Source organism: Chryseobacterium fluminis (assembly GCF_026314945.1).
GTDB lineage: Bacteria > Bacteroidota > Bacteroidia > Flavobacteriales > Weeksellaceae > Chryseobacterium > Chryseobacterium fluminis.
Window position 1 is genome coordinate 2832816 of record NZ_CP111121.1, and the last position, 22550, is coordinate 2855365.

Below are 22550 nucleotides of genomic sequence, written 5' to 3' on the forward strand. Positions count from 1 at the left end.
CATAAATTGCTAACCGTTTGCAAATTTAAAAATTATTTTACGATCGTCACTACATTTGATCCTCCCGGCTCTTTTGTAAACTGAAGCTGTTTATTGTAGTACACTTTCGAAACTTCGAAAACCGAGGATGTCCAGCGGTATTCGATATCAAGAGTATCATTAATGGTATCCGTAACACTGTTTACCGTTCTTCGTAGAGCCAGTGCCATTCTGGACCGGTATGTTCTCGTATCACTCAGTGAATCATCTGTAATTCTTTTGGCTCCGGCAATGTATTCCATATAATACAGGGAATCGGAAGATAATTTAAGTGGAATGCTCACCGGCGCGTTGTCGGTAGTACCAAACACATCATTCACCGTATAAGAAATATAAGAACCGGATTTGTTAGGATTAAGAAGATCCTGTCCCGAACTGCTTTTCATATAAATGGTAAGGATCTGATCTATTTTCTGCAAATCATCATCGTCATTTCTACAGCTTAGAAATGCGAAAAAAACAACCAGAATTCCGAAAACAATATTTTTCATTTCCAACAAAGATAGAAACTTATTTTAATTCTTTCAGATATTTATAAAAGAAGAACGCCAAAAGAAGCCCTGAAACCAGTAAGGTAACAGAAACGCTGATCGTCATGCCCATTAAATGGTATTTCGGAACCAATATAAAAGCAAGACTTACCAAAAGCAACAGAGAAAATAAGGAAGTCTTTGTATTGATTGCCATTTTACCAACGGCTGACATAAGGTTTCCATACAGATTCCTAAATAGGATATTCAGCAGAAAAGTTGCCATAAAAATGATGAACAATCCTGAGTTATCTGCATACTTTTCATTAAAAAATATTTTTAAAATCTCTTTACTGAAATAACTGCAGACTGTAAAAACACCCAGACAAACCGGGATGAAAAATTTATAATATCCTGAAATATAACTTTTAAGAAATATCTTATTGGTATAGTTTTTAGCCAGTACCGGAAAATCGCTCTGCATAAAGGCCAAAGCAAGAAAGGTAACATTGGAAGGAATCAGAATGGCGACACGATAATCTGCAACATAATTTTCATTCAGCAGAAATCCTAATAACAGAATATCTGCCGAGAAAAGGGCGTCGGAAAGTACGGTTGTCCCGGATGTATGAAGGGCATATTTCCAAATTTCTTTTGAGCTGAAAACAGACGGTATTTCTTTTACGGATACATCTGTCTTCTGATACCATAATAAAGATAAAAACGGCATCATCGCAATGGCAAAAAGATATCCTTTTAACTGAAAAAAGAAGGTAAATACCAATGTGATCAATAGTCCTGCAATATTGACTGTATTATTTAATTTTGCAAACTCCCGGTTTTTACTGTTAATTCTCAACTCAGTCTGCACATAATTAAAAAAATAAAATCCAACGAAACGCAGTCCGAAAAACAGAAAAATCCAGAACAGGTCTTCGTACTTATTGACATAAAACAGGCTGCTGAGCAAAAAAACCGCTGTCAGCATAAGCTGATAGATAAAGCCCTTCCGTAAAAGATAGGCTGATAGTTTGGATTTTATGTCTGGGTTTTCAGTGATTGAACCATAGCGTAACAGACTCTGATAGCTTCCCAGGCCTGTACACGATGCAAACAACGCAAAAACAGCTGCTACAATACTCATCTTTCCAAAATCCTCAACAGGTAACAGTTTGATGATGAATAAAGAAGAAAGAAAAGCGCAGATTTTTCCAATCAGCAGAGAAACAAGAACATACTGTCCCTGATTTTTAAGAAAATTCTGTAAAAAAACCCGTAGACTTTTCATTCATTAAAAGTACAGTTTAAAAATAGATAAAATATCTATAGCCTGACATTTATAGTAAAATATATCCGATGAGAAAAGTCGGGCTATCTCCTGCTGGAGTTCAGGATAATCCTGCAGTCTATCCAGATTTTCATCAAAATACTGCTGATAATATCTTTGAATACTGAGGTCAGAATCGTAGTAATACTGATAGGGATACATACTTGTCTTCTCCGGCTTTCTCAATATTTTACCATAGAAAGCATTGTATGCTCCTTTGAGATATTTTTCACCGAAAGGAATCTTCCATTGAGCATTGGGCTTCATTAGTGTTCGCTCCCAGGAATACTTTGAAGCTTCACGGCAATGTTTCAGAAGCCACCGAAGATAAAACTGATGTTTATATTTCCAGGATTCCGGAAGACTGACGGAAAACTGTATGAAATCCTTCGTCATAAAAGGCGAGATAAGATAAGCTTTCTGCTGCAGTACCTGTGCACCCAACACCGTTCTGTTATAAGCAAGGTTTTTAAGCAGGAAAATTTCCTCTCTTTCATAATTTTTAAAAATCTGATCTAAATCCGCCTGAATTTTCGGTAAAAATGATGGGTTAGCAATGATTTTATATTGTGAGGGAGCTTTACGTCCGGGCTCCGAATTAAATCCGCCTAAAATTCCGTCTCCTATGGCTCCGCCATGGAAAATAGAAAATCCGTCAAACTGTAGCTGATCTAAGGCGTAGCTTACATGTACACCGCCGGTATACAGGCTTGTCCCTTCGGAAATTCGGGTAAGCTCGTCTATTTTTTTCAGAAACGACCCTTTATCCAGCGCCACAAATTCGTAACTGATGTGATAATCTGAAGCGATCTGCCTTGATATGGTCTCATCAAAATAACCTTTTTGGGAAAAGCATAAGGCGCAGTCTATATCGAAATCATTTTTTACAGCATACATCATCGCCATACGACTGTCCAGACCACCGCTTAGCAATGCCAGATGCGATCCGTCCAGTTCAAGATCCTTCTCATATTCCATTTTTATGCCTTCCGTAAAAATTTCATGAATCTGATCCAGGGCATTATTTTGAGATTGGCGGTAATAAGAGATATTATTAACATCAAAGTATACTATTCTTTTTAAATTCAGAGTATTGCAGTTAATTTCCAGCAGCTCCGAATCTAAAACTTTATTAACATTTAATATTGGGGTCCGATCTTCCAGAAGGTTTCCGATGGCAAGAAGCTGATAAATTGAAGTAATATCCGGCTGTAAAGAATTGCCCTGAGCTCTGAGAGTCTGGCTTAATCTTACGAGGTCCGAGTCTGCAAAGAATTCATCATTTATTGTAGCATAAAATACCCGCTGGGTTGAAGTCGGATTGGTAAATACAAAAACCTGTTGCGTTCTTTTATCCCAAATACAGCCTCTGAATTCACCTTCGAGTTCTTTTATTATTTTCCAGCCTGACCTGAGATAACTTACAATGATGAAATTTCGGAAATCAACTTCATTCCTATCTTTTAACAGTTTTTTTTTATTCAGAATAAGCCCTTCGAGAACAATATCAAACTCTGAGGTGCTAATCACCACAGAATCGTAGCTGTATTTCGGGGAAAAGCTTTTTAAATCGACCTGATTATTTTTAATATGAACAGAAAAACCTTGTGTCATGATACTATTTCTTGATATATTTCTGTAAACTTTCTTGCGATCGATTCCCTCGAATAGCCATCCACGGCAAACCTCCTGATTTCTTCCTTGTTTTTGAAAGCATATTTTTGCCTGCAGACATCTTCCAGAACATTATAAAGCTCTTCGGTATTATTTTTCCTAACGCCAATACCTAAGCCGTCCAGAATAAGTTCTGTTGTTCCGCCTACCATCGTTGAAATGACCGGCTTTCCACAGGCATATGATTCTAAAATCACACATCCCTGTGTTTCATTTTCACTGAACAAGATAAAATAATCCGAACGCTGCATTTTTTCAGCTACCTGCTCATAGCGTAAGGCTCCAAAGACATGAACGTAAGAATCTGCTTTCAGCTCCCGGACAAGCCTGATAAGCGAATCTGTATCTCCATCTCCTCCAATTTCGAGACTTACAGGGTAATCTTTTTCACGTAATCTGGCTACCGTTTTAATAATTTCCTGAGGCCTTTTACGGGAGATAAGGCTAGAAACATGCAAGAATTTTATATTTTCTGAGTCTTCAGCTTTTTGGGCAATCGTAAAAACATCCGTATCTACTACATTGGAAATCACTTTCATCGGAGTTTTAAATTGTAAAAGTTCAAGACTTTCTTTGAGATTATAACTCACCGGTAAAACATAGCTGGCATTTCCGGCAATATATTTTGCGATCTTTTTGATACTAAATGGAGTCTTTGATAAATTCTCGGCTTGCAAAGCTGTCCAGTGCTCGGTGACCACAAAGGGAATTTTATATTTCTTTTTCAGATAAACGGCAAAAAGCATATTATTATGAAGCACATTGGCATGCACAACATCAGGTCTTTTCATTTTTGAAAATCCTGATTTATATGCTTTCATTCGTTTCAGAATGTTCAGTGCCGGGTTATTCGAATTCTTATAATAGATAATAAGTGTCCTGATTCCGTTCAGCATTTTGTCATCAAAAATAAATTCCTCCTCCTGGTTATTATCCCCGATCACGTGTAAAACTTCCACATCGTTCAACAATGCTACAGCTTCTGCATGACGCTGCACAAAATTACCATTTGTAGGTTCCAGCTTATTCGGAAACCAGGAGGAGATAAAAAGGATTTTCAACAGAATTATTTTATAGTAGCTGCCCAGCTTTTTTCAAATGGCAGAATAAAGTGACTTAAGAAATCCAGGTATGTATTTTTAGAAAAATCAAAGACCTGAATATCTTTTGAGAGTTCCCCATTTCTGATTTTTGTCTTAAAATCAATCAGCTTTAAGGTTTTTACTTCTCCGTTTTCAATAAAACTGGCTTTCATTCTGTCGAAAAGACCCAGCTGATATTCAGCGTCAATTTCTCTCATAATCTTTCCTAATGCATCGATGCTGCATCCTGAAGCCATCTCTTTCTCTTCATCTACACAGATGATGATAAATTGGTTTTTCTCAATTTTAAAAGAGGAGGAAAGAGGTTTGCCATGAGCCGCCCAGGTTGACAGAAAATCATATAATTTTTCTGTGATTACCTTTGCTTCTTTCGTTTCTAAAGGCCTCGATGCCGGATATATAATAACTCTGTAGTCGTTTGTTTCTACGATGTCTGATTCTTCAATTTTCATGCTGATGAATTTAAAGGATAAAATTACGATTTTTTATTCAAAAGCATATGATCTGAATTCCGGAAAGGATCCGGAAGATTAAGCAAAGACAAATACGGCATTATAGGAATTATCATTCCTGCTTAAAACTTCTGTTTTGATGTAACCGTATTCTGAAAGTAACCCAATAAGTTCTTCTTCGCTTTTATCTGAACTTCTGAGTGCTGCAGTGTTTATTTCTATGAGAATTCTAGGCCTGAAAATGCGGAGGGTTTCTTTCATTCCCGTTAAGGCAGCATATTCGCCCCCTTCGATATCAATCTTGATTAAATCCAGTTTTAAAAGCTGTTTCTGTTTAACATATTCATCCAGGCTTATGCTTTCCACCTTTTCTTTTGATGTGAAATCCCTGAGGAAGGAGGAAGCCATTCCTACATTATCATAATCTTCATTATATAAAATTTCAATATGTCCCTTTGCTCCGGCTATGGCAAGATGTTCCGGTGTTATATTCCGGAATGTATTCATTTCAATATGTTTTTTAAATGTACTGTAATTAGGTGTAAATGCTTCAAAAGAATATATACTTCCCGTATTTTTTACAATCCGGGCTGCATTTAAAGAAAACAACCCTATATTGGCTCCGATATCGATAAAGGTATCGCCTTCCTTCAGCGTTGAATACAGATAGTCAATTTCATTTTTTTCGTAATCTCCCAAAAAATAGAGCTGTTGCTGTATCCAGTCAGCAAGATTCAAATGCAGTCTGATGGAATTTCTGTAGATAACATCTTTATGTACCCCTTTAAAAAGATGATAAGGTCTGAAAATATATTTTTGGAAAGCAAAATATCTCTCCTTAAAAAACTGAATTCCTAAAATATGCCTGAACAATGAAGCTAAAAGACTTCTCATAACCGATTCCTATGTTGAATGCAAGATACTGCAATTTTGAATTAAAACGATAAAACCCAGAATTTCTCCTGAGTTTTACATGTATATGGTGTATTATTCTACAAATCTTCTGCTTCTGCAAGCAGTTCGACAATGTCCTTGACTACCACTTCATCATTTTTATTAAAATGCTTAACACCGTCTGTCATCATGGTATTACAGAAAGGACAACCTGTTGCGATCACTTTCGGCTGAAAAGATAAAGCTTCTTCTGTTCTTTCAATGTTAATATCTTTATTTCCTTTTTCAGGCTCTTTAAACATCTGTGCGCCTCCTGCACCACAACAAAGCCCGTTGGTTTTACAACGTTTCATTTCTACAAGCTCAGCGTCGAGTTTTTCAAGCAATACTCTGGGAGCTTCATATTCACCATTGGCTCTCCCCAGATAGCATGGATCGTGGAACGTAATTTTCTTACCCCTGAACGCACCGCCTTCAATTTTCAGTCTGCCCTCTTCCATTAACTTTTTCAGAAACTGCGTATGATGAATGACTTCATAGTTCCCGCCTAAGCTGGGATATTCGTTCTTAAGGGTGTTAAAACAGTGAGGACAGGCCGTTACAATTTTTTTTACTTCATAAGCATTTAATACTTCAATATTGGTTAAAGCCATCATTTGGAAGACAAATTCATTTCCCGCTCTCTTGGCAGGATCACCCGTGCAGCTTTCTTCCTGTCCTAAAACAGCAAATTCGACTTCTATCTTATTCAGTATTTTGCAGAATGCTTTCGTAATCTTCTTGGCGCGGTCGTCAAAGCTCCCCGCGCAGCCTACCCAAAATAAAACTTCCGGTGATTTTCCTTCGGCAGCATATTCTGCCATAGTTTTTATATTGAAATCCATTTTTGTCAATTTGAAAATGTGAGAATTTGAGAATTTGAAATCCAATAAAGAATCAATTTTCAAATCTTCAAATTAATTAATTATCTAATTTTCCTTCGCCCAGTTTAAACGGTCTGCCTGATTGTATTGCCAAGGGGCGGCATTGTTTTCCACATTGGTCATCATCAGGTTAAGTTCCTGTGGAGCTGCAGACTGTTCCATGACCAGAAATTGTCTCATATCATAAATAATCGAAAGAGGATCGAGCAATACCGGACAGGCTTCCGTACAGGCATTACAGGTGGTACATGCCCACAGTTCTTCTTTGGTGATATAATCGTTCAGTAACTTTTTACCGTCATCTTCAAATTTCCCGTTTTTATCGATATTTCTCCCTACTTCTTCTAAGCGGTCTCTTGTTTTCATCAGGATCAATCTTGGAGATAATTTTTTCCCTGTGATATTAGCCGGACAAACGGAAGTACATCGACCACACTCTGTACAGGCATAAGCATTTAAAAGCTGAACCTGATTCAGGTCAAAAACATCTTCTGCACCAAATTTTGAAGGTGCGTCTGCCTCATTTCCTTCTGCCGGAGCAGCATAAGGATCAGCATTAGGATCCATCATGAGTTTGATTTCCTTGGTGACAGATTCCAGATTATTAAATTTCCCCTTCTTTTCAAGATTCGCATACCAAGTACTTGGAAAAGCTAAGATAATATGTAAATGTTTGGAATAATACAGGTAATTCATAAAAAATAAGATCCCGGCAAAGTGAAACCACCATGCTCCTCTTTCTACGAAAGATAAAAATCCGTTGTCAAAACTGAAAATTTCTAAAAACGGAACAAATGTTATTCCGCTGATCGGGAAATTTCCGTGTTCCGGAAACACGCCTCTCATTTGTAAAATAGAATCAGATGCATTCATAGTGAAGAAGGCCATCATTAAGGCGAACTCGATGATTAAAATCCAGTTGGCATCGTTTTTTGGCCATCCGAAGAGTTCTTTCATGGTCAATCTTTTTACGCCGTAAAAGTTTCTGCGTATAAAAAATATAACCACTCCAATGACTACCAAAAGGGCAAGCACCTCTAAAGTTGCAGTGAAAAAATTGTAAAAACCATGTCCTAAAACGGAAGATAAAAAGCGATGTGTTCCGAAAATTCCGTCGACGATGATTTCAATAAGTTCTATATTAATGATCACAAAACCCACGTAGACGAATAGGTGCAATACACCGGCAACAGGTCGCGCAGTCATTTTACTCTGTCCCATTGCCACACGTGCCATGGTTTCCCAGCGCTCTGCTTTCCTGTCGGTTCGGTTAATCTCTCTACCTAATTTGATGTTTCTATATATATTCTGCAGACTTTTTGCGAACAGCCCAAAACCTGCAACTAATAAAATTAGAAAAATAATATTATCAATATATTGCATGGTATATGAGTTTAGTCTTTACTGTTTTTTCCGAAAACAGAGAAGTTAACATATCTTTTTGGGTTGGCTTTCACATCTTCAATCAATGTATTTAGATTGGTAGAAGCAGAATTTAAATTATTATACAGCTGTTCGTCCTTCATCAGTTTACCCAAGCTGCCCTGCCCGTTGTCGATCCCTGAAACAACCTGATTCAGTTTTCCTACCGTAGCATCCAGATTGGCAATTGTTGCATTTAATCTTTGGGTATCAATACTTTCAGCCAGATTCCCATATTTATCCAAGGTCACTTTACCACTTTGCATGGTAAGGCTGGCATCATCCAATACCTTCTGAAGCTTTGGATCATTATGTCCTACTAAGCTGTTGACGTTTCCTGCAGTAGTCTGCAATGCCCCCACTGTTTTGTTAAGATTAGCAAGTAAGGCTCTGATCTCTTCTCTGTTTTGTGCGTTTACCACCTGATTGGCACTTGCCATTAAAGAATCTACTCTGTAAAGAACCGTCTGTAACTGGTCTTTCACCGGACCCACCTGAGAAGAAAGACTTCCAAGTGTTCCTAATTTGAAAGCACCCTGCAAAGTATCTCCGTCTTTGGCAGTGGCGCCACCATATTGAAGATTCACCCTCATTTCTTTACCGGACATAAGTCCAGGTTCGAAAATTTCAAGTGTTGAATTCTTTGAAAATTCAAATTTGTTATCTACGGTAATTTTTACGATAAAGTGGATTTTTCCGTCTTTGGTGGTCTGTGGAATGATTTTATCAACCTGCCCAACTTTCAGTCCATTGATCGAAACCGGGGAGGATTGCGCCAACCCTTCAACGTTATCATATCTTGCGTAAAATATATTATCGGTGGTGAAAAGGCTTCTGCCCTTCATGAATTGAAATAAAATCACAAAGCCGACGATGGCTAAAAGTGCTATTACTCCAGCTTTTATTTCTTTACTAAACTTCACTTGCTAAATTTTTCTATGAGCAAATATAGCACATTTTAATTAATGTTTCCTTTTATTGCTCTGGGTTGGATACAAAAAAAGTGGCAAAAATTCTGCCACTTTTTATATAATTGATAAATTAACTTTTATTGTTGTTGATTTCCAAGTTTATTCCAGATTTCAATTCTGTAATCTTTGATATCTGCATTATCCTGCAAGCTCTTCATCCATGACTGACCGAACATTCCTGCATTCCTCTGGGAAATGGACTCTGTAAACTGCTTAGCATCCCCAGGCTGTTTATTAATGGTTTCGTTTTTCTTCACCAAAACATACACTCCCGTTCCTCCTTCAACCGGTTTGGAAAGCTGACCTTTCTTAACACCGAACGCCGCTCCTGCAACTTTAGGCTCCATCGCTCCGGCAACTGAAGGATTTAACATATTAACCTGTGCTGACTGTTTTGTGGTCGCAAACTGTTTTGCAATCTGATCAAGACTGCCTGCTTTTCCGATTTTTTCAGAAATCTGTTTTGCGGCCAGTTTATTTTTTACCACAGTTTCAATCTGATCTCTTACAGACTCCGGATCAGCAGTTCCTTTTTCCTGTTTACCGTTCAGATATACCACTATTTTGTCACCTGTTCCGTCTACTGTAAAGAATTCTGTATCTCCTTTTTCTCTCTTCTTATCAAAAGCCCAGGCAAGGATCTCATTGTCTTTGTCTGTTCCTAATCCCTGAAGCTGACCGTCAAATCTCTTCGCCTGTTTAGGGTTCGAATATTGATAGTTTCCTTTTTTAGCAATATTCACGAAATCGTTGAATGATTTCCCCTGAACCTGCTGGATAAATCTTCTGGCTTTTTTATCTGTTTCCGCTTCTGTTGCATCAGAAGGCTTAACCGCTTTTACAAGGTTCGCCACTTTATATCCCATCGCTCCGGCTTTTTTATCTTCAATATTGATGATATGGTATCCGAACTGAGTTTCCACCACTCCTGTAGCTCCTTTAGGATTGTTTGCCAAATAGGTTAAGAATTCAGGAACGAAAGGTGTTTCAGGAGTTGTCCACCCTAAACTGCCACCCTGAGCTGCAGAATTTGGATCATTAGATAATTTAAGGAATTCTGTAAATTTCGTCGGTGTTGCTTTTACAATAGCACCAATAGAATCAGCCAATTTCTTCGCCTCTTCTTTTGATCTTGTAACGCCTTCTCCCGCAGGACTTCCCTTAAATGCGATCAAAATATGTCTTGATAAAGTGGAATCTGAAGTCTTTTTATTTAAAAGCTTAGAAACAACATAAAAATCCTGCTCTTTATATGGTCCGAAAGTCTGACCGATAGCTGCTGTTGCAATTTGACCCTGAATGGCCTGAGGCAACTGAGTAGGCTTTAAATACTGATTATTGAAAGGCATATCAGAATTTGCCATTACAAACATAGAATCGTTTGTCGTATTCTGGAAATTCTCTGTTCCTCCACTGGCATCCGTACCTCCAGAGAATAATTTTGTAATTTCTTTCTGAGCTACGGCATCGTCAGCAGCACTTGGCGCAGAAGGGAAAAATACAATTCCCAGGTTTCTGCTCGCATCTGTTTTGAACATTACAGGATGTTGCTTGATATAGTTAGCCAGGTCGTCCGTAGTAACTTTAATATTATTTTTTTGAAGATAAGAAGTGTAATCCACTTTTACAAAATCGATATCAGCCAGCTGATCCCTTTGTTTCATTAATTCTTCTGCTTCTTTTTTACCGGTAGTAATTCCCTGAGAAATGTTTGCAAAAACCTGTCTTGCCATGAGTCTGTACTCGATTGACTTTCTGGTTTTCAGCCACTGGTTATACCCTTCCGGGCTTACCGCTTTCATTTCTTCAATCTGTTTTTTAAGCTCCTGCGTTTTAAAATTACCTTTTTCATCGTGGAACTGTTGGTTCTGAGCAAACATCTGATCAAACTGGATCTGATTCCAGAAATAATCTTCTGTCATTTCAAAGCCCATTTTCTCGAATTGCTGTTTGATCAGTTTCGACTGCACCAGCAATTGCCAGGCCTGTTCTTCAAGACCATTTTTGGGTTGCCCTTGCTGCTCGGCCTGTTGTTGTAGCACGAAAAGCTGGTCATTAAACTCTTCGCGGGTAATTTTTTCACCGTTCACTTTTCCTAAAACATCCGGATTTTTACCAAAAACCTTATCAATACTATCGGGATTCACCAGGAACGCCAAAAGCGCCAGTGCAATTACTCCCATCAAAAGCCAAGGCTTACTCCTAATCTGTCCTAAAATTGCCATTTTATAAATTATAGTTTTTTATCAGTTTGCGAAAATACACATTTTTAAGAAATTACGGAAATCCTGATTCTTTATTTTAGTTTTTAAAATTTAATTTATTTAAAAAAGGAAATTTTGACCGTATTTTTTAGCAAAAAACGAATGGCATAAGTCTTGTGCATTTTATAAGAACATAATATGTTATACGCTTTCAAAGCATATTGTGAAATTTCACGTTAACGATTTAAAACGAAAAATGACAATTTGTCATTCGACTAACTATGACAGAATTTGAAGATATGAGTCTCGAGGAAATAATAAATGACGGATTTGATATTGTCGCTGAAGAAATCAACCTTGCAGACCTTTCGGAAACCGAGCAGAATTCCGAACAGAAAATATTCCCTATACTTCCGGTAAGAAATATGGTCATGTTCCCCAATGTCGTTATTCCAATTACTGCAGGGAGAAAAACCTCCATACAACTCCTGGAAGATGCTCAGAAAAACGGTGAGTTTATTGGTATTGTAAGCCAGAAAAACTCAGATGTGGAGCAACCTGCCGAAAAAGATATTTATCAGGTCGGAACATTAGCGAAAATCATCAAAATAATAAAACTCCCGGAAGGAAATATTACCGCGATTAGCAAGGGTTTCCACAGGTTTAAGATTAAGAAAATTGTTGAAAAGCAACCTTATTTCAAAGGTGAAATCACAAAATTAAAGGATGGAAAAGCAAAAAATAAGGAAGAATATGAGGCATTGCTGGAAAATGTAAAAGATCTTGCCTTAAAGATTATCGAGCTGGATCCGAATATACCCAATGCTGCCAATTTTGCCATTAAGAATATTACGAGCAATGATGATTTACTGAACTTTATCTGTACCAATGCCAATTTTTCATCTGTCGAAAAGCAAAACCTGCTTGAAGAAAAAAATCTGATGGAAAGAGCTAATAAGTGCTACGAAATGATGCACGAAGATTTCAGGAAACTGGAACTGAGAAATCAGATTCATCAGAAAACGTCCAAAGACTTAGACAAGCAGCAGAGAGAATACTTTCTGAATCAGCAGATAAGAACGATCCAGGAAGAATTAGGCGGTGGTCCTGAAAGTGATGTTGAAGATCTGATCGCCAAAGCAGCAAAGAAAACCTGGAATGCGGAGGTTGAGGAGCACTTCCAAAAGGAGATCAACAGACTGCAACGCCAGAACCCGAACTCACCGGATTATAATGTGCAGCGGAATTATCTGGATTTCTTTACCGATTTACCGTGGGATACTTTTACAAAAGATACGTTCGACATTGAAAGAGCACAGAAAATATTAGATAAAGCTCACTTCGGACTGGAGGATATCAAGAAGAGAATTCTGGAACACATGGCTGTTTTAAAACTTAAAAACAACATGAAATCACCGATTTTATTATTGGTAGGGCCTCCGGGCGTAGGTAAAACATCATTGGGAAAATCGGTTGCTGATGCTTTAAACAGAAAATACGTACGTGTATCTCTAGGCGGACTTCATGACGAAAGTGAAATCAGGGGCCACCGAAAAACATATATTGGAGCAATGGCGGGAAGAATTATTCAATCTATCAAAAAATCAGGAACTTCAAATCCTGTGATCGTACTGGATGAAATCGATAAAGTGGGAAAAGGCATCCACGGAGACCCGAGTTCAGCATTATTGGAAGTTCTTGATCCTGAGCAGAATAAATCATTTTATGATAATTTTCTGGAGATGGGCTACGACCTGTCCAAGGTAATGTTCATCGCTACAGCCAACTCATTATCTACTATTCAGACGCCTTTGCTTGACAGAATGGAAATCATTCAGATCGCAGGTTATACGCTGGAGGAAAAAATCGAGATCGCAAAAAGACACCTGATTAAAAAACAGCAGGAAGAAAACGGACTGGATTCCAAGTCTTTCAAACTTGGAAATGCTGAATTAAAACATATTATTGAGGCCCATACTTCAGAGAGCGGAGTGAGATCCCTGGAGAAAAGAATTGCATCCATCGGACGTTGGGTAGCATTGCAAACGGCATTAGTTAAAGAATACGACCCTAAAATTTCTCTTGAAAAAGTAGATGAAATTCTAGGCGTTCCAAGACCGAAAAGCTTATCTGAACTTACCGACGTTCCGGGGGTAGTGACCGGTCTGGCATGGACCAGCGTAGGAGGAGACATCTTATTTATCGAAAGTATTTTAAGCAGCGGGAAAGGAACTTTAACGATGACGGGTAACCTGGGCACAGTGATGAAGGAATCTGCCACCATCGCTTTGGAATACATTAAAGCCAAGCACGATGAACTGGGTATTTCCCAGGAAGATATTGAAAAGAAGAATATGCACGTTCACGTGCCGGAAGGCGCTACTCCCAAAGACGGGCCGTCGGCAGGTATTGCAATGCTGACCTCCATGGTTTCTTCTTTTAAAAATAAAAAAGTAAAGCCTCACCTGGCGATGACCGGTGAAATTACCTTAAGAGGAAAAGTACTTCCGGTAGGCGGAATTAAAGAAAAACTTCTGGCAGCGACAAGAGCCGGGATCAGAGAAGTGATTCTTTGTGAAGCCAACAGGAAAGATGTAGAAGAAATTAAAAAAGATTATTTAAAAGATCTGAAAGTTCACTATGTCAATAAAATGGAAGAGGTTATTGAAATCGCTATCGAAAAATAATCAACCCTATTTTTTATAAATAAAAACACGTTTCAGATTGTGAGACGTGTTTTATTTATAATCTGGATGCAATAACGTTAATTAAAGAAATAAATCCTTTAATACGAGGGGTTTTTCTTATTTTTATACTACAGATTTTGAAATTATGAATTTTATTCGTTTACCTTTTCTTGTCAGGCTTACGCTCGTTGTCATATCTATCATTGGTATTGGTTATCTTTTAGCATTGGGACAAAGTATTTTGGCACCGTTCTTTCTGGCGTTTTTAATGGCGATGTTATTTCTACCCTTTGCTACTATGCTGGAGAAAAAATTAAGATTTCCTAGATCATTTTCTACGATAACCTCCGTTGCGATTATGCTTGTCATTTTATCAGGCTTAATTTACTTTTTCGGATCACAGCTTTCAAGTTTCAGCAAAGACCTTCCTCACCTAAGAGTACAGTCTACCGCAGTCTTCAACAGTCTTCAGCATTGGGTATCTGATACTTTCAACATAAAGATTAATGAACAGCTGGATTACCTTGACCAGGGGATCAATAAGATTTTATCTTCTTCAGGAATCATCCTTGGCTTTACCTTCGGGATATTTTCTACCGGATTCGGATTTATCATCTTCTTTATTCTATTCTTCATTTTCATTTTAAATTACAGGAGAATTTTAAATAATTTCATTGTAACAGTTTTTAACGAAAAGCATAAATCCAGTGTCCAGGAGGTAGTAACACAAGTACGCGTGATGACAAAAAGGTATATTATAGGACTATGCCTTCAGGTGTTAATTGTTTCTATATTAACCTCTATTGTTTTAACTATTGTCGGGGTAAAATATGCGGTCTTACTGGCTGTGCTTACAGGATTACTTAATGTCATTCCTTATTTAGGAATCTGTCTTTCGCTGCTCATATCATGCTTTATCGCCTTTGCAACCGGCACGCCGGGTACCTGTGTTTATGTTTTGATCGGATATATTGTGGTTCATATTATAGACGGGAATATCATTCTTCCTTTTGTAGTGGGATCCAAAGTGAAAATCAATGCACTGTTTTCGTTCATAGGAATTATTCTGGGAGAGCATTTGTGGGGAATTGCCGGAATGTTTCTCTGTATCCCGGCCATCGCGATTCTAAAAATTATTTTTGAAAGAGTAGACGGCTTACAACCTTGGGGAAGACTTCTTGGAGAGGAAGAAAGGCCTGACAAAAGGAAGAAGAAGTACAAAATTTCAAAAAACATTACGCTTCAGGAAAAAGACTGATATAATAAAGCTCAAAAAACCGAGGACTGAACTTTTTAGGAACGCAGAGAATCATTCTGTTGGAGCACATGCTCTGTACAATATGAGAATATATGATTAAATGGGCGGACAATATCCTGCTACGTACGCTCCGGGAGGATTTCCGCCGGAACCGCCAGGTACGAATCATCCAATAGAATTTTATAAGGGCAGCCCAGAAATATCACCAATATTGCCTATGCTGCCAATTGCTTCAAAACGGTTGATTTAATTTTTTAAGATTCTTCGAAACAATTCATTAATTTAATTTACTTCATGGCACATATAATGAATAAAATTATACAAAATAATATTTTTGCCTAAAAAGCTTCAAATTTTACCAAATAATCAATTTTAACAGACTATATCGTATTTATTTTAACTAAATTTGGTTAAAATATATCAATCATGAAAATCGTAAAGTTTATTTTTGCCCTTCTTTTCGGACTTATGTTTATTAATGCCGGATTAAACAAATTTTTCAATTATATGCCTATGGAAAAGCCTACGCCCGAGCAAATGAAGCTTTTCGCAGCATTTACCGAAATTCACTGGCTGATGCCCCTGGTCGGAATTGTAGAAGTAGTTGGCGGATTGTTATTTATTTTCCCGAAAACCAGAGCATTGGGAGCTATCGTTATTCTGCCCGTAATGGTGGGAATTGTTGTACACATATTTTCGATGGATAAATCTCCGATAGGAATGCTGATCGCAGGCGTACTATTTCTGATTAATCTGTGGATGTTAATCGACAATAAGGAAAAATACAGTGCTTTAGTACACTGAAAAAAAAGAATGGTCAATTTAAATTATAATTGACCATTCATTTATGATTCAGACGAATGCGCTAAAGCCAGTAATTGATCTTCCGACAATCAGGGAATTGATTTCTTTGGTTCCCTCATAAGAATATATTGCTTCCGAATCGGCAACAAACCGGGCGACATCATATTCCAATAGGATTCCGTTCCCGCCCATAACTTCTCGGGCTCTGGACACAATATCTCTTGTCCTCATGGTACAGAAGACTTTGGCTAAAGAAGCATGCTCGTCTTTTAAGACACCCTCATCCTGCATTTCCGAAAGTCTGAAAACCATGGTTTGCATCGCAGTAAGATTGGATAACATTTCTACCAGGTGTCCCTGGATCATTTGAAATGAAGCAATGGGTTTTCCAAACTGTTCTCTTTTTCTCGTGTAATCTAAGGCACTTTCGTACGCTCCTCTTGCACAACCTGTAGCCATCCAGGCAACGCCCGACCTGGTCATTCTCAATACTTTTGCCGTATCTTTAAATGAATTGGCATTCTGCAAACGGTTTTCTTCTGTTATCATACAGTCTTTTAAGGTAATCAATCCGTTCTGAACAATTCTCAGCGCCATTTTCCCTTTGATTTTTTCGACAGAATAACCCGGATTATCTTTTTCAACGATAAATCCTTTAACCTCACCGTCGTCCAGGTCTCTTGCCCAGATAATGATAATGTCTGCAAACGTTGCATTCCCGATCCATTTTTTCTGACCGTTTAACACCCAGCCGTCCGGCGTCTTTTTACAGGTCACCGTTAAGCCCCCGGCAGCGCCGGATCCTACTTCAGGTTCCGTTAAGCCGAATGCTCCGATTTTTTCAAACTTCTGCATCTGGGGAAGCCATTTCTGCTTCTGTTCTTCCGATCCGCAGATGTAAATAGAACCCATAGACAACCCGGACTGTACCCCGAAAAAGGTCGCAATCGAGGCATCTACTCTTGCCATTTCCATTGCTATAATACCTTCCATTAAAAAGGGCATTCCGGGACATCCGTATCCTTCATAAGTAACTCCGCAAATATCGAGCTTCTGAAACTTAGGAATTAATTCATGCGGGAATTCGTCTCTGAGCCAATAATGATTTACCAAAGGCTTCACCTCTTTTTCCATAAACGCTCTCACTTTAAGCTGTACTTCCCGCTGTTCAGGAGACAGCGCTTCATAAATACCGTAGAAATCCCCGTCGATAGGCGGAAGGTCCCTCTTCTTCCTGTTCGGGTCCAGCATCTTCATCATATCTCCGAGCTGCTTGTTGTCCAGTTTTGAGAAGGTATGCATCACTTTGGGTAAATCTACTTTTTGAGAAATAGCACTCAGCTGATCAAAATCTATTGATCTGAATAGTTCTATTGCGTTTCTGATTTTGGAAAAAGTTCCTGACATAATAATTAGTGTGTTTGACTTGTAAAAGATAAGCAAAAATTAATCCTAAATAAATAACCCGTCAAAAAATAATTTTACAAATGACTGACTGTAAATAATTTACACCGGAACGCCGGTTTACAAAATTTTTACCGCCGTTTTTCAAACATTACCCATCATTCAGCTGGAACTTTGGAATAACAAAAAAATCAACATTATGAAAACGACTTACATCAGATTATCAATGGCCACCATTCTTTTATTAAGTATTTATTCGTGTAAAAAGGGAGAAGCGGCAATATCGCAACCTGAAGGTTATGCAGAAGCAGATTCGGCCGCTGTGGATTTATCAGACAGCATTTCATCTGTAGCAACCATGAAAGTGAAAGACAAACAGTTTATAAAAACAGCAGATGTCAGCATGGAAGTAAAGGATGTTTACGAAACGACAGTTTCCATCGAAAAATCAGTCCAGGAATTAGGAGGGTTTGTGACAAACAGCAATCTGCAAACTCATGTGGTTTCTGAAAACACTTACAATACATCCGACAAAGATGCGATGCTGGTAAAAAAATACCAGACTGAAAACAGAATGCAGCTGCGGGTTCCGACCGAAAAATTAGGCGAACTGCTGACTTTGATTAATCATAAAAAACTATTTCTCAATTCAAGATCAATACATGCCGAGGACATCACTTCAAACATTAAATATGCTGAAATGGAAGGAGAAAGAATAAAAAAAACTCAAGAAAACATTTCTCAGCTTAAGGCAGATAAAGATAAGGTCAAACTGGATAATCAAAACACCTCAGACCATAATGAGCAGAAACTCGCCAATATGAATGTTTTGGACCAGTTAAAATACAGCACCATCGATATCTATATCAGAGAGCCTAAACTCCGAACTGCCGAAATCGCCATTACCAATACAGAAAACATCGATGACCAATATAAATTCAGTTTCATTTACAGTGCAAAATCGGCTTTTATCGAAGGATATTATCTGATCCAGAGAATTATTGTAGGATTAATTACGGTATGGCCGATAATTTTGACAGGAGCCGTCATTGTTTATTTTCTGAAAAAACAGAAACTCCGTAAAAAAGTAACTGAACGACATTAATTATAAAAATTGATTTAAAGAATGCACCTTTTCGTTTTTGATCGCAATTAAAGTATAAGGAACTGCGGTTAGATTGATTCTCATTTTTGAAATATTCATTTAATCAGGTAATACATCCGTAAAAATTTTTCAGAAAATTAATGGCTCTATTCAGAGTATCATCTTTTGGTGGCTCGATATGCAAATTTTCCCTAAATTTTTAAAATTTAAATATTTCTTATCATTTTGAGACCTTCACCCCATCCATTTTTTCTTAAATTTGCAAATTGAAACAATCAGGATTCAGATGATTCGGTCCAACGCATTGTCTAAATCCTAAAATTAAGCCCTACATTTATGCTATCAAAAATAAATCCTACCCAAACAAACAGCTGGAAAGCTCTTGATGAACATTTCGGAGATAACGATTTTGATTTAAGAAGTCTATTTGCATACAACCCAAACCGTTTTAATGAATTTTCTTTACAGAAGGATAATTTCCTTTTTGATTATTCCAAAAACCTGATCAATTCACGGACCAAAGAACTTTTATTGAATCTTGCAGAGGAAAGTCAACTGAAAGACGCCATTTCAAAAATGTTTTCCGGGGATAAGATCAATGAAACAGAAGGAAGAGCGGTTCTGCATACTGCTTTAAGGGATTTTTCGGATAAGGAGATCTTGGTAGACGGCGAAAACATCAAGCCTCAGATCAGAAGAGTGCTTGACCACATGAAAACTTTCTCTGAAAGTATTATTTCAGGAGATCACAAAGGTTTCAGCGGAAAAGAAATAACGGATGTTGTGAACATCGGCATCGGAGGTTCAGATTTAGGGCCTGTGATGGTGGTGTCGGCTTTAAAACATTTTAAAACCAGGTTAAACGTTCATTTTGTTTCCAATGTGGACGGAAATCACATTGCGGAAGTGGTAAAAGACCTGAATCCCGAAACCACTTTATTCATCATTGCCTCTAAAACGTTTACCACACAGGAGACCATGACGAATGCCAACTCCGCAAAGGATTGGTTCTTAAAAGCAGGAAAACAGGAAGATGTAGCGAAACACTTCGTTGCTTTATCTACGAATGTTCAGGCAGTTAAAGACTTCGGAATTGCAGAGGAGAATATCTTTGAATTCTGGGACTGGGTAGGCGGAAGATATTCGCTGTGGAGCGCGATCGGCTTAAGCATTGTACTTTCTGTCGGATATGAAAATTTTGAGCAGTTATTAAAGGGAGCTTCCGATACAGACCAACATTTTCAGACGGCAGAGTTTTCTGAAAACATCCCAGTTTTAATGGGATTAATCGGAATATGGTACCGTAATTTTTATGCAGCCACAACCTATGCTATTCTTCCGTATTCACAGTATCTGGACCGGTTTGCAGCCTATCTTCAACAGGGAGATATGGAAAGCAACGGAAAATGTGTTGACCGAAATGGTGAATTTGTAGAATATGAAACCGGTCCGATCATCTGGGGAGAACCGGGAACCAACGGACAACATGCTTTTTATCAGTTGATTCATCAGGGAACAGAGCTGATTCCTGCAGATTTTATCGCTTACGCAAAGAGCCCTAATAAAGTTTCTGACCATCAGGATAAGTTACTGGCTAACTTTTTTGCTCAGACTGAAGCACTGGCCTTTGGAAAAACTGAAGAGGAAGTAGAAGAAGAGTTAAAAAATTCAGGCAAATCAGATGAAGAAATTGATTTCTTACTGAACTATAAAGTTTTCCACGGAAACACACCCACTAACTCTATACTATTCAATGAATTAACTCCTTTTTCATTAGGACAGTTGATTGCTTTGTATGAACATAAAATTTTCGTTCAGGGGGTTATCTGGAATATTTTCAGTTTTGACCAGTTTGGGGTGGAGCTGGGAAAAGTATTAGCGAACAAGATCTTACCTGAACTGGAAAATAGTGAAAGCGTTAACTCCCACGATAGTTCTACCAACGGATTGATCAATTACTATAAATCGAATAAATAAATTATTGCTGATTTTCATGATTTTGATTTAAATAAATGAAATCAGCTTTTAAAAATAACGAGGATTTTGAGCTGGCGGACGACATGAAAAGAGTGATTGAAGAAAGAAATCCTTTTTAAAATTCGGTACGATAATGTGAGAGCACCGCCTCTTAAAAAGTTCCCTTACATGATGTTATTTCAATTGAGGAAATTAAAAAATCCGTTTATGTAATTTCCGTTTTCTGCACTCGTCAGAACCCGGAAAATATCCTTAAAAATCTAATAAAAAGTAATAAAGTAAAAATGGCAGAAATTCTTGACGGACTAAAGATATCCAAAGAAATAAAAGCAGAAATCAAGGTTGAAGTAGAAAAAATCCTTGAAAGCAAAAGAAGAGCACCCCATCTGGTGGCCATTCTTGTCGGAAACAACGGCGCAAGCAAGGCGTATGTAAATGCTAAAGTGAAAGACTGTGAAGAAGTAGGCTTTCAATCAAGTCTGGTTAAATTTCCAAGTACGGTTTCTGAAGCTGAGTTACTGGAAAAAATCGATGAGCTGAATAAATCCAAAGCAGTGGACGGGTTTATCGTTCAGCTGCCATTGCCGGATCAGATCGATCAGGAAAAAATCATCAATGCGATTGATCCAAGAAAAGATGTAGACGGATTCCACCCTGAGAATTTTGGAAGAATGGCACTGGAAATGGATACCTTCTTACCGGCAACTCCGTTTGGGATCTTAACATTACTGGAAAGATATAATATTGAGACCAAAGGGAAAGACTGTGTCATTATCGGGAGAAGTAAAATTGTGGGAAGACCTATGAGTATTCTGATGGGAAGGAAAGATTTCCCGGGAAACTCTACGGTGACGCTTACCCATTCCTACACAAAAGATATTGAAGAGTATACTAAAAAAGCAGATATCGTGATTACCGCTTTAGGGATCCGCACTTCTTAAAAGGGGAGATGATCAAAGACGGAGCCGTAATTGTGGATGTAGGAATTACAAGAGTAGACGATGATTCTCCAAAAGGATATTATCTGGCTGGTGATGTAGATTTCGACAGTTGCGCTGCCAAAGCAAGCTGGATCACTCCTGTTCCGGGAGGAGTAGGACCTATGACCAGAGCGATGCTGATGAAAAACACCATCATTGCTTATAAGACTTCGGTCTATAACGACTAAATTTAAAATGAACAAAGAAGAAGATATTTTATTAAAAGAAGGTAAAATGCTCCCTGTAATGGAGCATTTTTACACTCTTCAGGGAGAAGGAGCACACACGGGTAAAGCAGCCTATTTCATCAGATTAGGCGGGTGTGATGTAGGATGCCACTGGTGTGATGTAAAAGAAAGCTGGGACCCTACGCTGCATCCATTAATGAGTGCAGAAGAAATCGCAGAAACCGCGGCAAGACATTGCAAGACTATTGTACTAACAGGTGGTGAGCCTTTGATGTGGAATCTTGATATTTTAACATCCAGGTTAAAAGAACTGGGATGTACAGTTCATATTGAGACCTCGGGCGCCTACCCGATGAGCGGGCAGATCGACTGGATCACCCTTTCACCAAAGAAAACAGGCCTTCCAAAAGATGAAATCTACCAACGGGCACACGAGCTTAAAGTAATCATCTTTAATAACAATGATTTCAAATTTGCGCAGGAACAGGCAGCAAGAGTTTCCGAAAACTGTACTTTATACCTTCAGAGTGAATGGAGCAAGCGTGATGAAATGTACCCGAAGATTACGGATTTTATCCTCGAAAACCCACGATGGAGAGCTTCAGTTCAGACGCATAAATATCTGAATATCCCATAAAAATATGTAACTTAGCTCTTCGTATCCGTAA

17 protein-coding genes and 1 pseudogene are annotated in these 22550 nt (G+C 38.1%); 7 read left to right on the plus strand and 11 right to left on the minus strand.

The genetic code is table 11. The features are described from left to right. Positions 1 to 32: 32 nt before the first annotated feature. From ODZ84_RS12910 to ODZ84_RS12955, 10 genes are all read right to left on the minus strand, one after another. Positions 33 to 530: a hypothetical protein gene (locus tag ODZ84_RS12910; RefSeq protein ID WP_266172743.1), complete on the minus strand. Its 498-nt coding sequence runs from the start codon at positions 528 to 530 to the stop codon at positions 33 to 35. A 19-nt stretch (positions 531 to 549) separates the two neighbouring features. Beyond that, on the minus strand, positions 550 to 1797 hold the full coding sequence (locus tag ODZ84_RS12915) for an oligosaccharide flippase family protein (RefSeq protein ID WP_266172744.1): 1248 nt from the start codon (positions 1795 to 1797) through the stop codon (positions 550 to 552). 3 nt (positions 1798 to 1800) lie between these two features. Continuing rightward, entirely contained in the window at positions 1801 to 3450 is a 1650-nt protein-coding gene (locus ODZ84_RS12920; RefSeq protein ID WP_266172745.1) for an asparagine synthetase B family protein, read from the minus strand. Continuing rightward, positions 3447 to 4571, minus strand: a complete 1125-nt coding sequence (locus tag ODZ84_RS12925; RefSeq protein WP_266172746.1) for a glycosyltransferase — start codon at positions 4569 to 4571, stop codon at positions 3447 to 3449. Before ODZ84_RS12925 ends, ODZ84_RS12920 begins: the two co-directional genes overlap by 4 nt. A gap of 5 nt (positions 4572 to 4576) precedes the next feature. Then, on the minus strand, positions 4577 to 5065 hold the full coding sequence (locus ODZ84_RS12930) for a hypothetical protein (protein WP_266172747.1): 489 nt from the start codon (positions 5063 to 5065) through the stop codon (positions 4577 to 4579). A gap of 78 nt (positions 5066 to 5143) precedes the next feature. After that, positions 5144 to 5959: an FkbM family methyltransferase gene (locus tag ODZ84_RS12935; protein WP_266172749.1), complete on the minus strand. Its 816-nt coding sequence runs from the start codon at positions 5957 to 5959 to the stop codon at positions 5144 to 5146. 98 nt (positions 5960 to 6057) lie between these two features. Next, on the minus strand, positions 6058 to 6843 hold the full coding sequence (locus ODZ84_RS12940; RefSeq protein ID WP_266172751.1) for a (Fe-S)-binding protein: 786 nt from the start codon (positions 6841 to 6843) through the stop codon (positions 6058 to 6060). Positions 6844 to 6927: 84 nt separating this feature from the next. After that, positions 6928 to 8265: a (Fe-S)-binding protein gene (locus tag ODZ84_RS12945; RefSeq protein WP_266172752.1), complete on the minus strand. Its 1338-nt coding sequence runs from the start codon at positions 8263 to 8265 to the stop codon at positions 6928 to 6930. Between the two features lie 11 nt (positions 8266 to 8276). Next, the gene (locus tag ODZ84_RS12950) at positions 8277 to 9227 is read right to left on the minus strand and encodes an MlaD family protein (protein ID WP_266172753.1); all 951 of its coding nucleotides are present in this window, start codon (positions 9225 to 9227) and stop codon (positions 8277 to 8279) included. A gap of 125 nt (positions 9228 to 9352) precedes the next feature. Then, positions 9353 to 11500, minus strand: coding sequence for a SurA N-terminal domain-containing protein (locus ODZ84_RS12955; RefSeq protein WP_266172754.1), 2148 nt, complete (start codon positions 11498 to 11500; stop codon positions 9353 to 9355). A 260-nt stretch (positions 11501 to 11760) separates the two neighbouring features. Here ODZ84_RS12955 and lon point away from each other — a divergent pair, with 260 nt between their 5' ends. From lon to ODZ84_RS12970, 3 genes are all read left to right on the plus strand, one after another. Next, the gene (gene lon / locus ODZ84_RS12960; RefSeq protein ID WP_266172755.1) at positions 11761 to 14166 is read left to right on the plus strand and encodes an endopeptidase La; all 2406 of its coding nucleotides are present in this window, start codon (positions 11761 to 11763) and stop codon (positions 14164 to 14166) included. A 145-nt stretch (positions 14167 to 14311) separates the two neighbouring features. Next, positions 14312 to 15424, plus strand: coding sequence for an AI-2E family transporter (locus ODZ84_RS12965; protein WP_266172757.1), 1113 nt, complete (start codon positions 14312 to 14314; stop codon positions 15422 to 15424). Between the two features lie 426 nt (positions 15425 to 15850). Then, entirely contained in the window at positions 15851 to 16228 is a 378-nt protein-coding gene (locus ODZ84_RS12970) for a DoxX family protein (RefSeq protein WP_266172758.1), read from the plus strand. A gap of 48 nt (positions 16229 to 16276) precedes the next feature. Here ODZ84_RS12970 and ODZ84_RS12975 read toward each other — a convergent pair whose 3' ends face one another. Continuing rightward, positions 16277 to 17635 carry an acyl-CoA dehydrogenase family protein gene (locus ODZ84_RS12975; protein ID WP_266172760.1) on the minus strand — a complete coding sequence of 453 codons (1359 nt, stop codon included), beginning with the start codon at positions 17633 to 17635 and terminating at the stop codon, positions 16277 to 16279. A 196-nt stretch (positions 17636 to 17831) separates the two neighbouring features. On the opposite strand from ODZ84_RS12975, the gene ODZ84_RS12980 reads away from it, so the two are divergent. The 4 genes and pseudogenes from ODZ84_RS12980 to ODZ84_RS12995 all read left to right on the plus strand — a co-directional run bounded on the left by ODZ84_RS12980 (position 17832) and on the right by ODZ84_RS12995 (position 22519). Next, positions 17832 to 18737, plus strand: coding sequence for a DUF4349 domain-containing protein (locus tag ODZ84_RS12980; protein ID WP_266172761.1), 906 nt, complete (start codon positions 17832 to 17834; stop codon positions 18735 to 18737). Positions 18738 to 19073: 336 nt separating this feature from the next. Continuing rightward, complete coding sequence (pgi, locus tag ODZ84_RS12985) at positions 19074 to 20714, plus strand: glucose-6-phosphate isomerase (RefSeq protein ID WP_266172763.1); 1641 nt, start codon at positions 19074 to 19076, stop codon at positions 20712 to 20714. Between the two features lie 284 nt (positions 20715 to 20998). Next, positions 20999 to 21882, plus strand: a pseudogene (locus tag ODZ84_RS12990) (bifunctional 5,10-methylenetetrahydrofolate dehydrogenase/5,10-methenyltetrahydrofolate cyclohydrolase). Positions 21883 to 21889: 7 nt separating this feature from the next. Further along, complete coding sequence (locus ODZ84_RS12995) at positions 21890 to 22519, plus strand: 7-carboxy-7-deazaguanine synthase QueE (protein WP_266172764.1); 630 nt, start codon at positions 21890 to 21892, stop codon at positions 22517 to 22519. Positions 22520 to 22550: the final 31 nt, after the last annotated feature.

Bases quoted from the DNA above. Each gene is read 5' to 3' on its own strand.
- ODZ84_RS12910 (WP_266172743.1), bottom strand. From the start codon at position 530: ATGAAAAATATTGTTTTCGGAATTCTGGTTGTTTTTTTCGCATTTCTA.
- ODZ84_RS12915 (WP_266172744.1), bottom strand. From the start codon at position 1,797: ATGAAAAGTCTACGGGTTTTTTTACAGAATTTTCTTAAAAATCAGGGA.
- ODZ84_RS12920 (WP_266172745.1), bottom strand. From the start codon at position 3,450: ATGACACAAGGTTTTTCTGTTCATATTAAAAATAATCAGGTCGATTTA.
- ODZ84_RS12930 (WP_266172747.1), bottom strand. From the start codon at position 5,065: ATGAAAATTGAAGAATCAGACATCGTAGAAACAAACGACTACAGAGTT.
- ODZ84_RS12935 (WP_266172749.1), bottom strand. From the start codon at position 5,959: ATGAGAAGTCTTTTAGCTTCATTGTTCAGGCATATTTTAGGAATTCAG.
- ODZ84_RS12940 (WP_266172751.1), bottom strand. From the start codon at position 6,843: ATGGATTTCAATATAAAAACTATGGCAGAATATGCTGCCGAAGGAAAA.
- ODZ84_RS12945 (WP_266172752.1), bottom strand. From the start codon at position 8,265: ATGCAATATATTGATAATATTATTTTTCTAATTTTATTAGTTGCAGGT.
- ODZ84_RS12955 (WP_266172754.1), bottom strand. From the start codon at position 11,500: ATGGCAATTTTAGGACAGATTAGGAGTAAGCCTTGGCTTTTGATGGGA.
- lon (WP_266172755.1), top strand. From the start codon at position 11,761: ATGACAGAATTTGAAGATATGAGTCTCGAGGAAATAATAAATGACGGA.
- ODZ84_RS12965 (WP_266172757.1), top strand. From the start codon at position 14,312: ATGAATTTTATTCGTTTACCTTTTCTTGTCAGGCTTACGCTCGTTGTC.
- ODZ84_RS12970 (WP_266172758.1), top strand. From the start codon at position 15,851: ATGAAAATCGTAAAGTTTATTTTTGCCCTTCTTTTCGGACTTATGTTT.
- ODZ84_RS12975 (WP_266172760.1), bottom strand. From the start codon at position 17,635: ATGTCAGGAACTTTTTCCAAAATCAGAAACGCAATAGAACTATTCAGA.
- ODZ84_RS12980 (WP_266172761.1), top strand. From the start codon at position 17,832: ATGAAAACGACTTACATCAGATTATCAATGGCCACCATTCTTTTATTA.
- pgi (WP_266172763.1), top strand. From the start codon at position 19,074: ATGCTATCAAAAATAAATCCTACCCAAACAAACAGCTGGAAAGCTCTT.
- ODZ84_RS12995 (WP_266172764.1), top strand. From the start codon at position 21,890: ATGAACAAAGAAGAAGATATTTTATTAAAAGAAGGTAAAATGCTCCCT.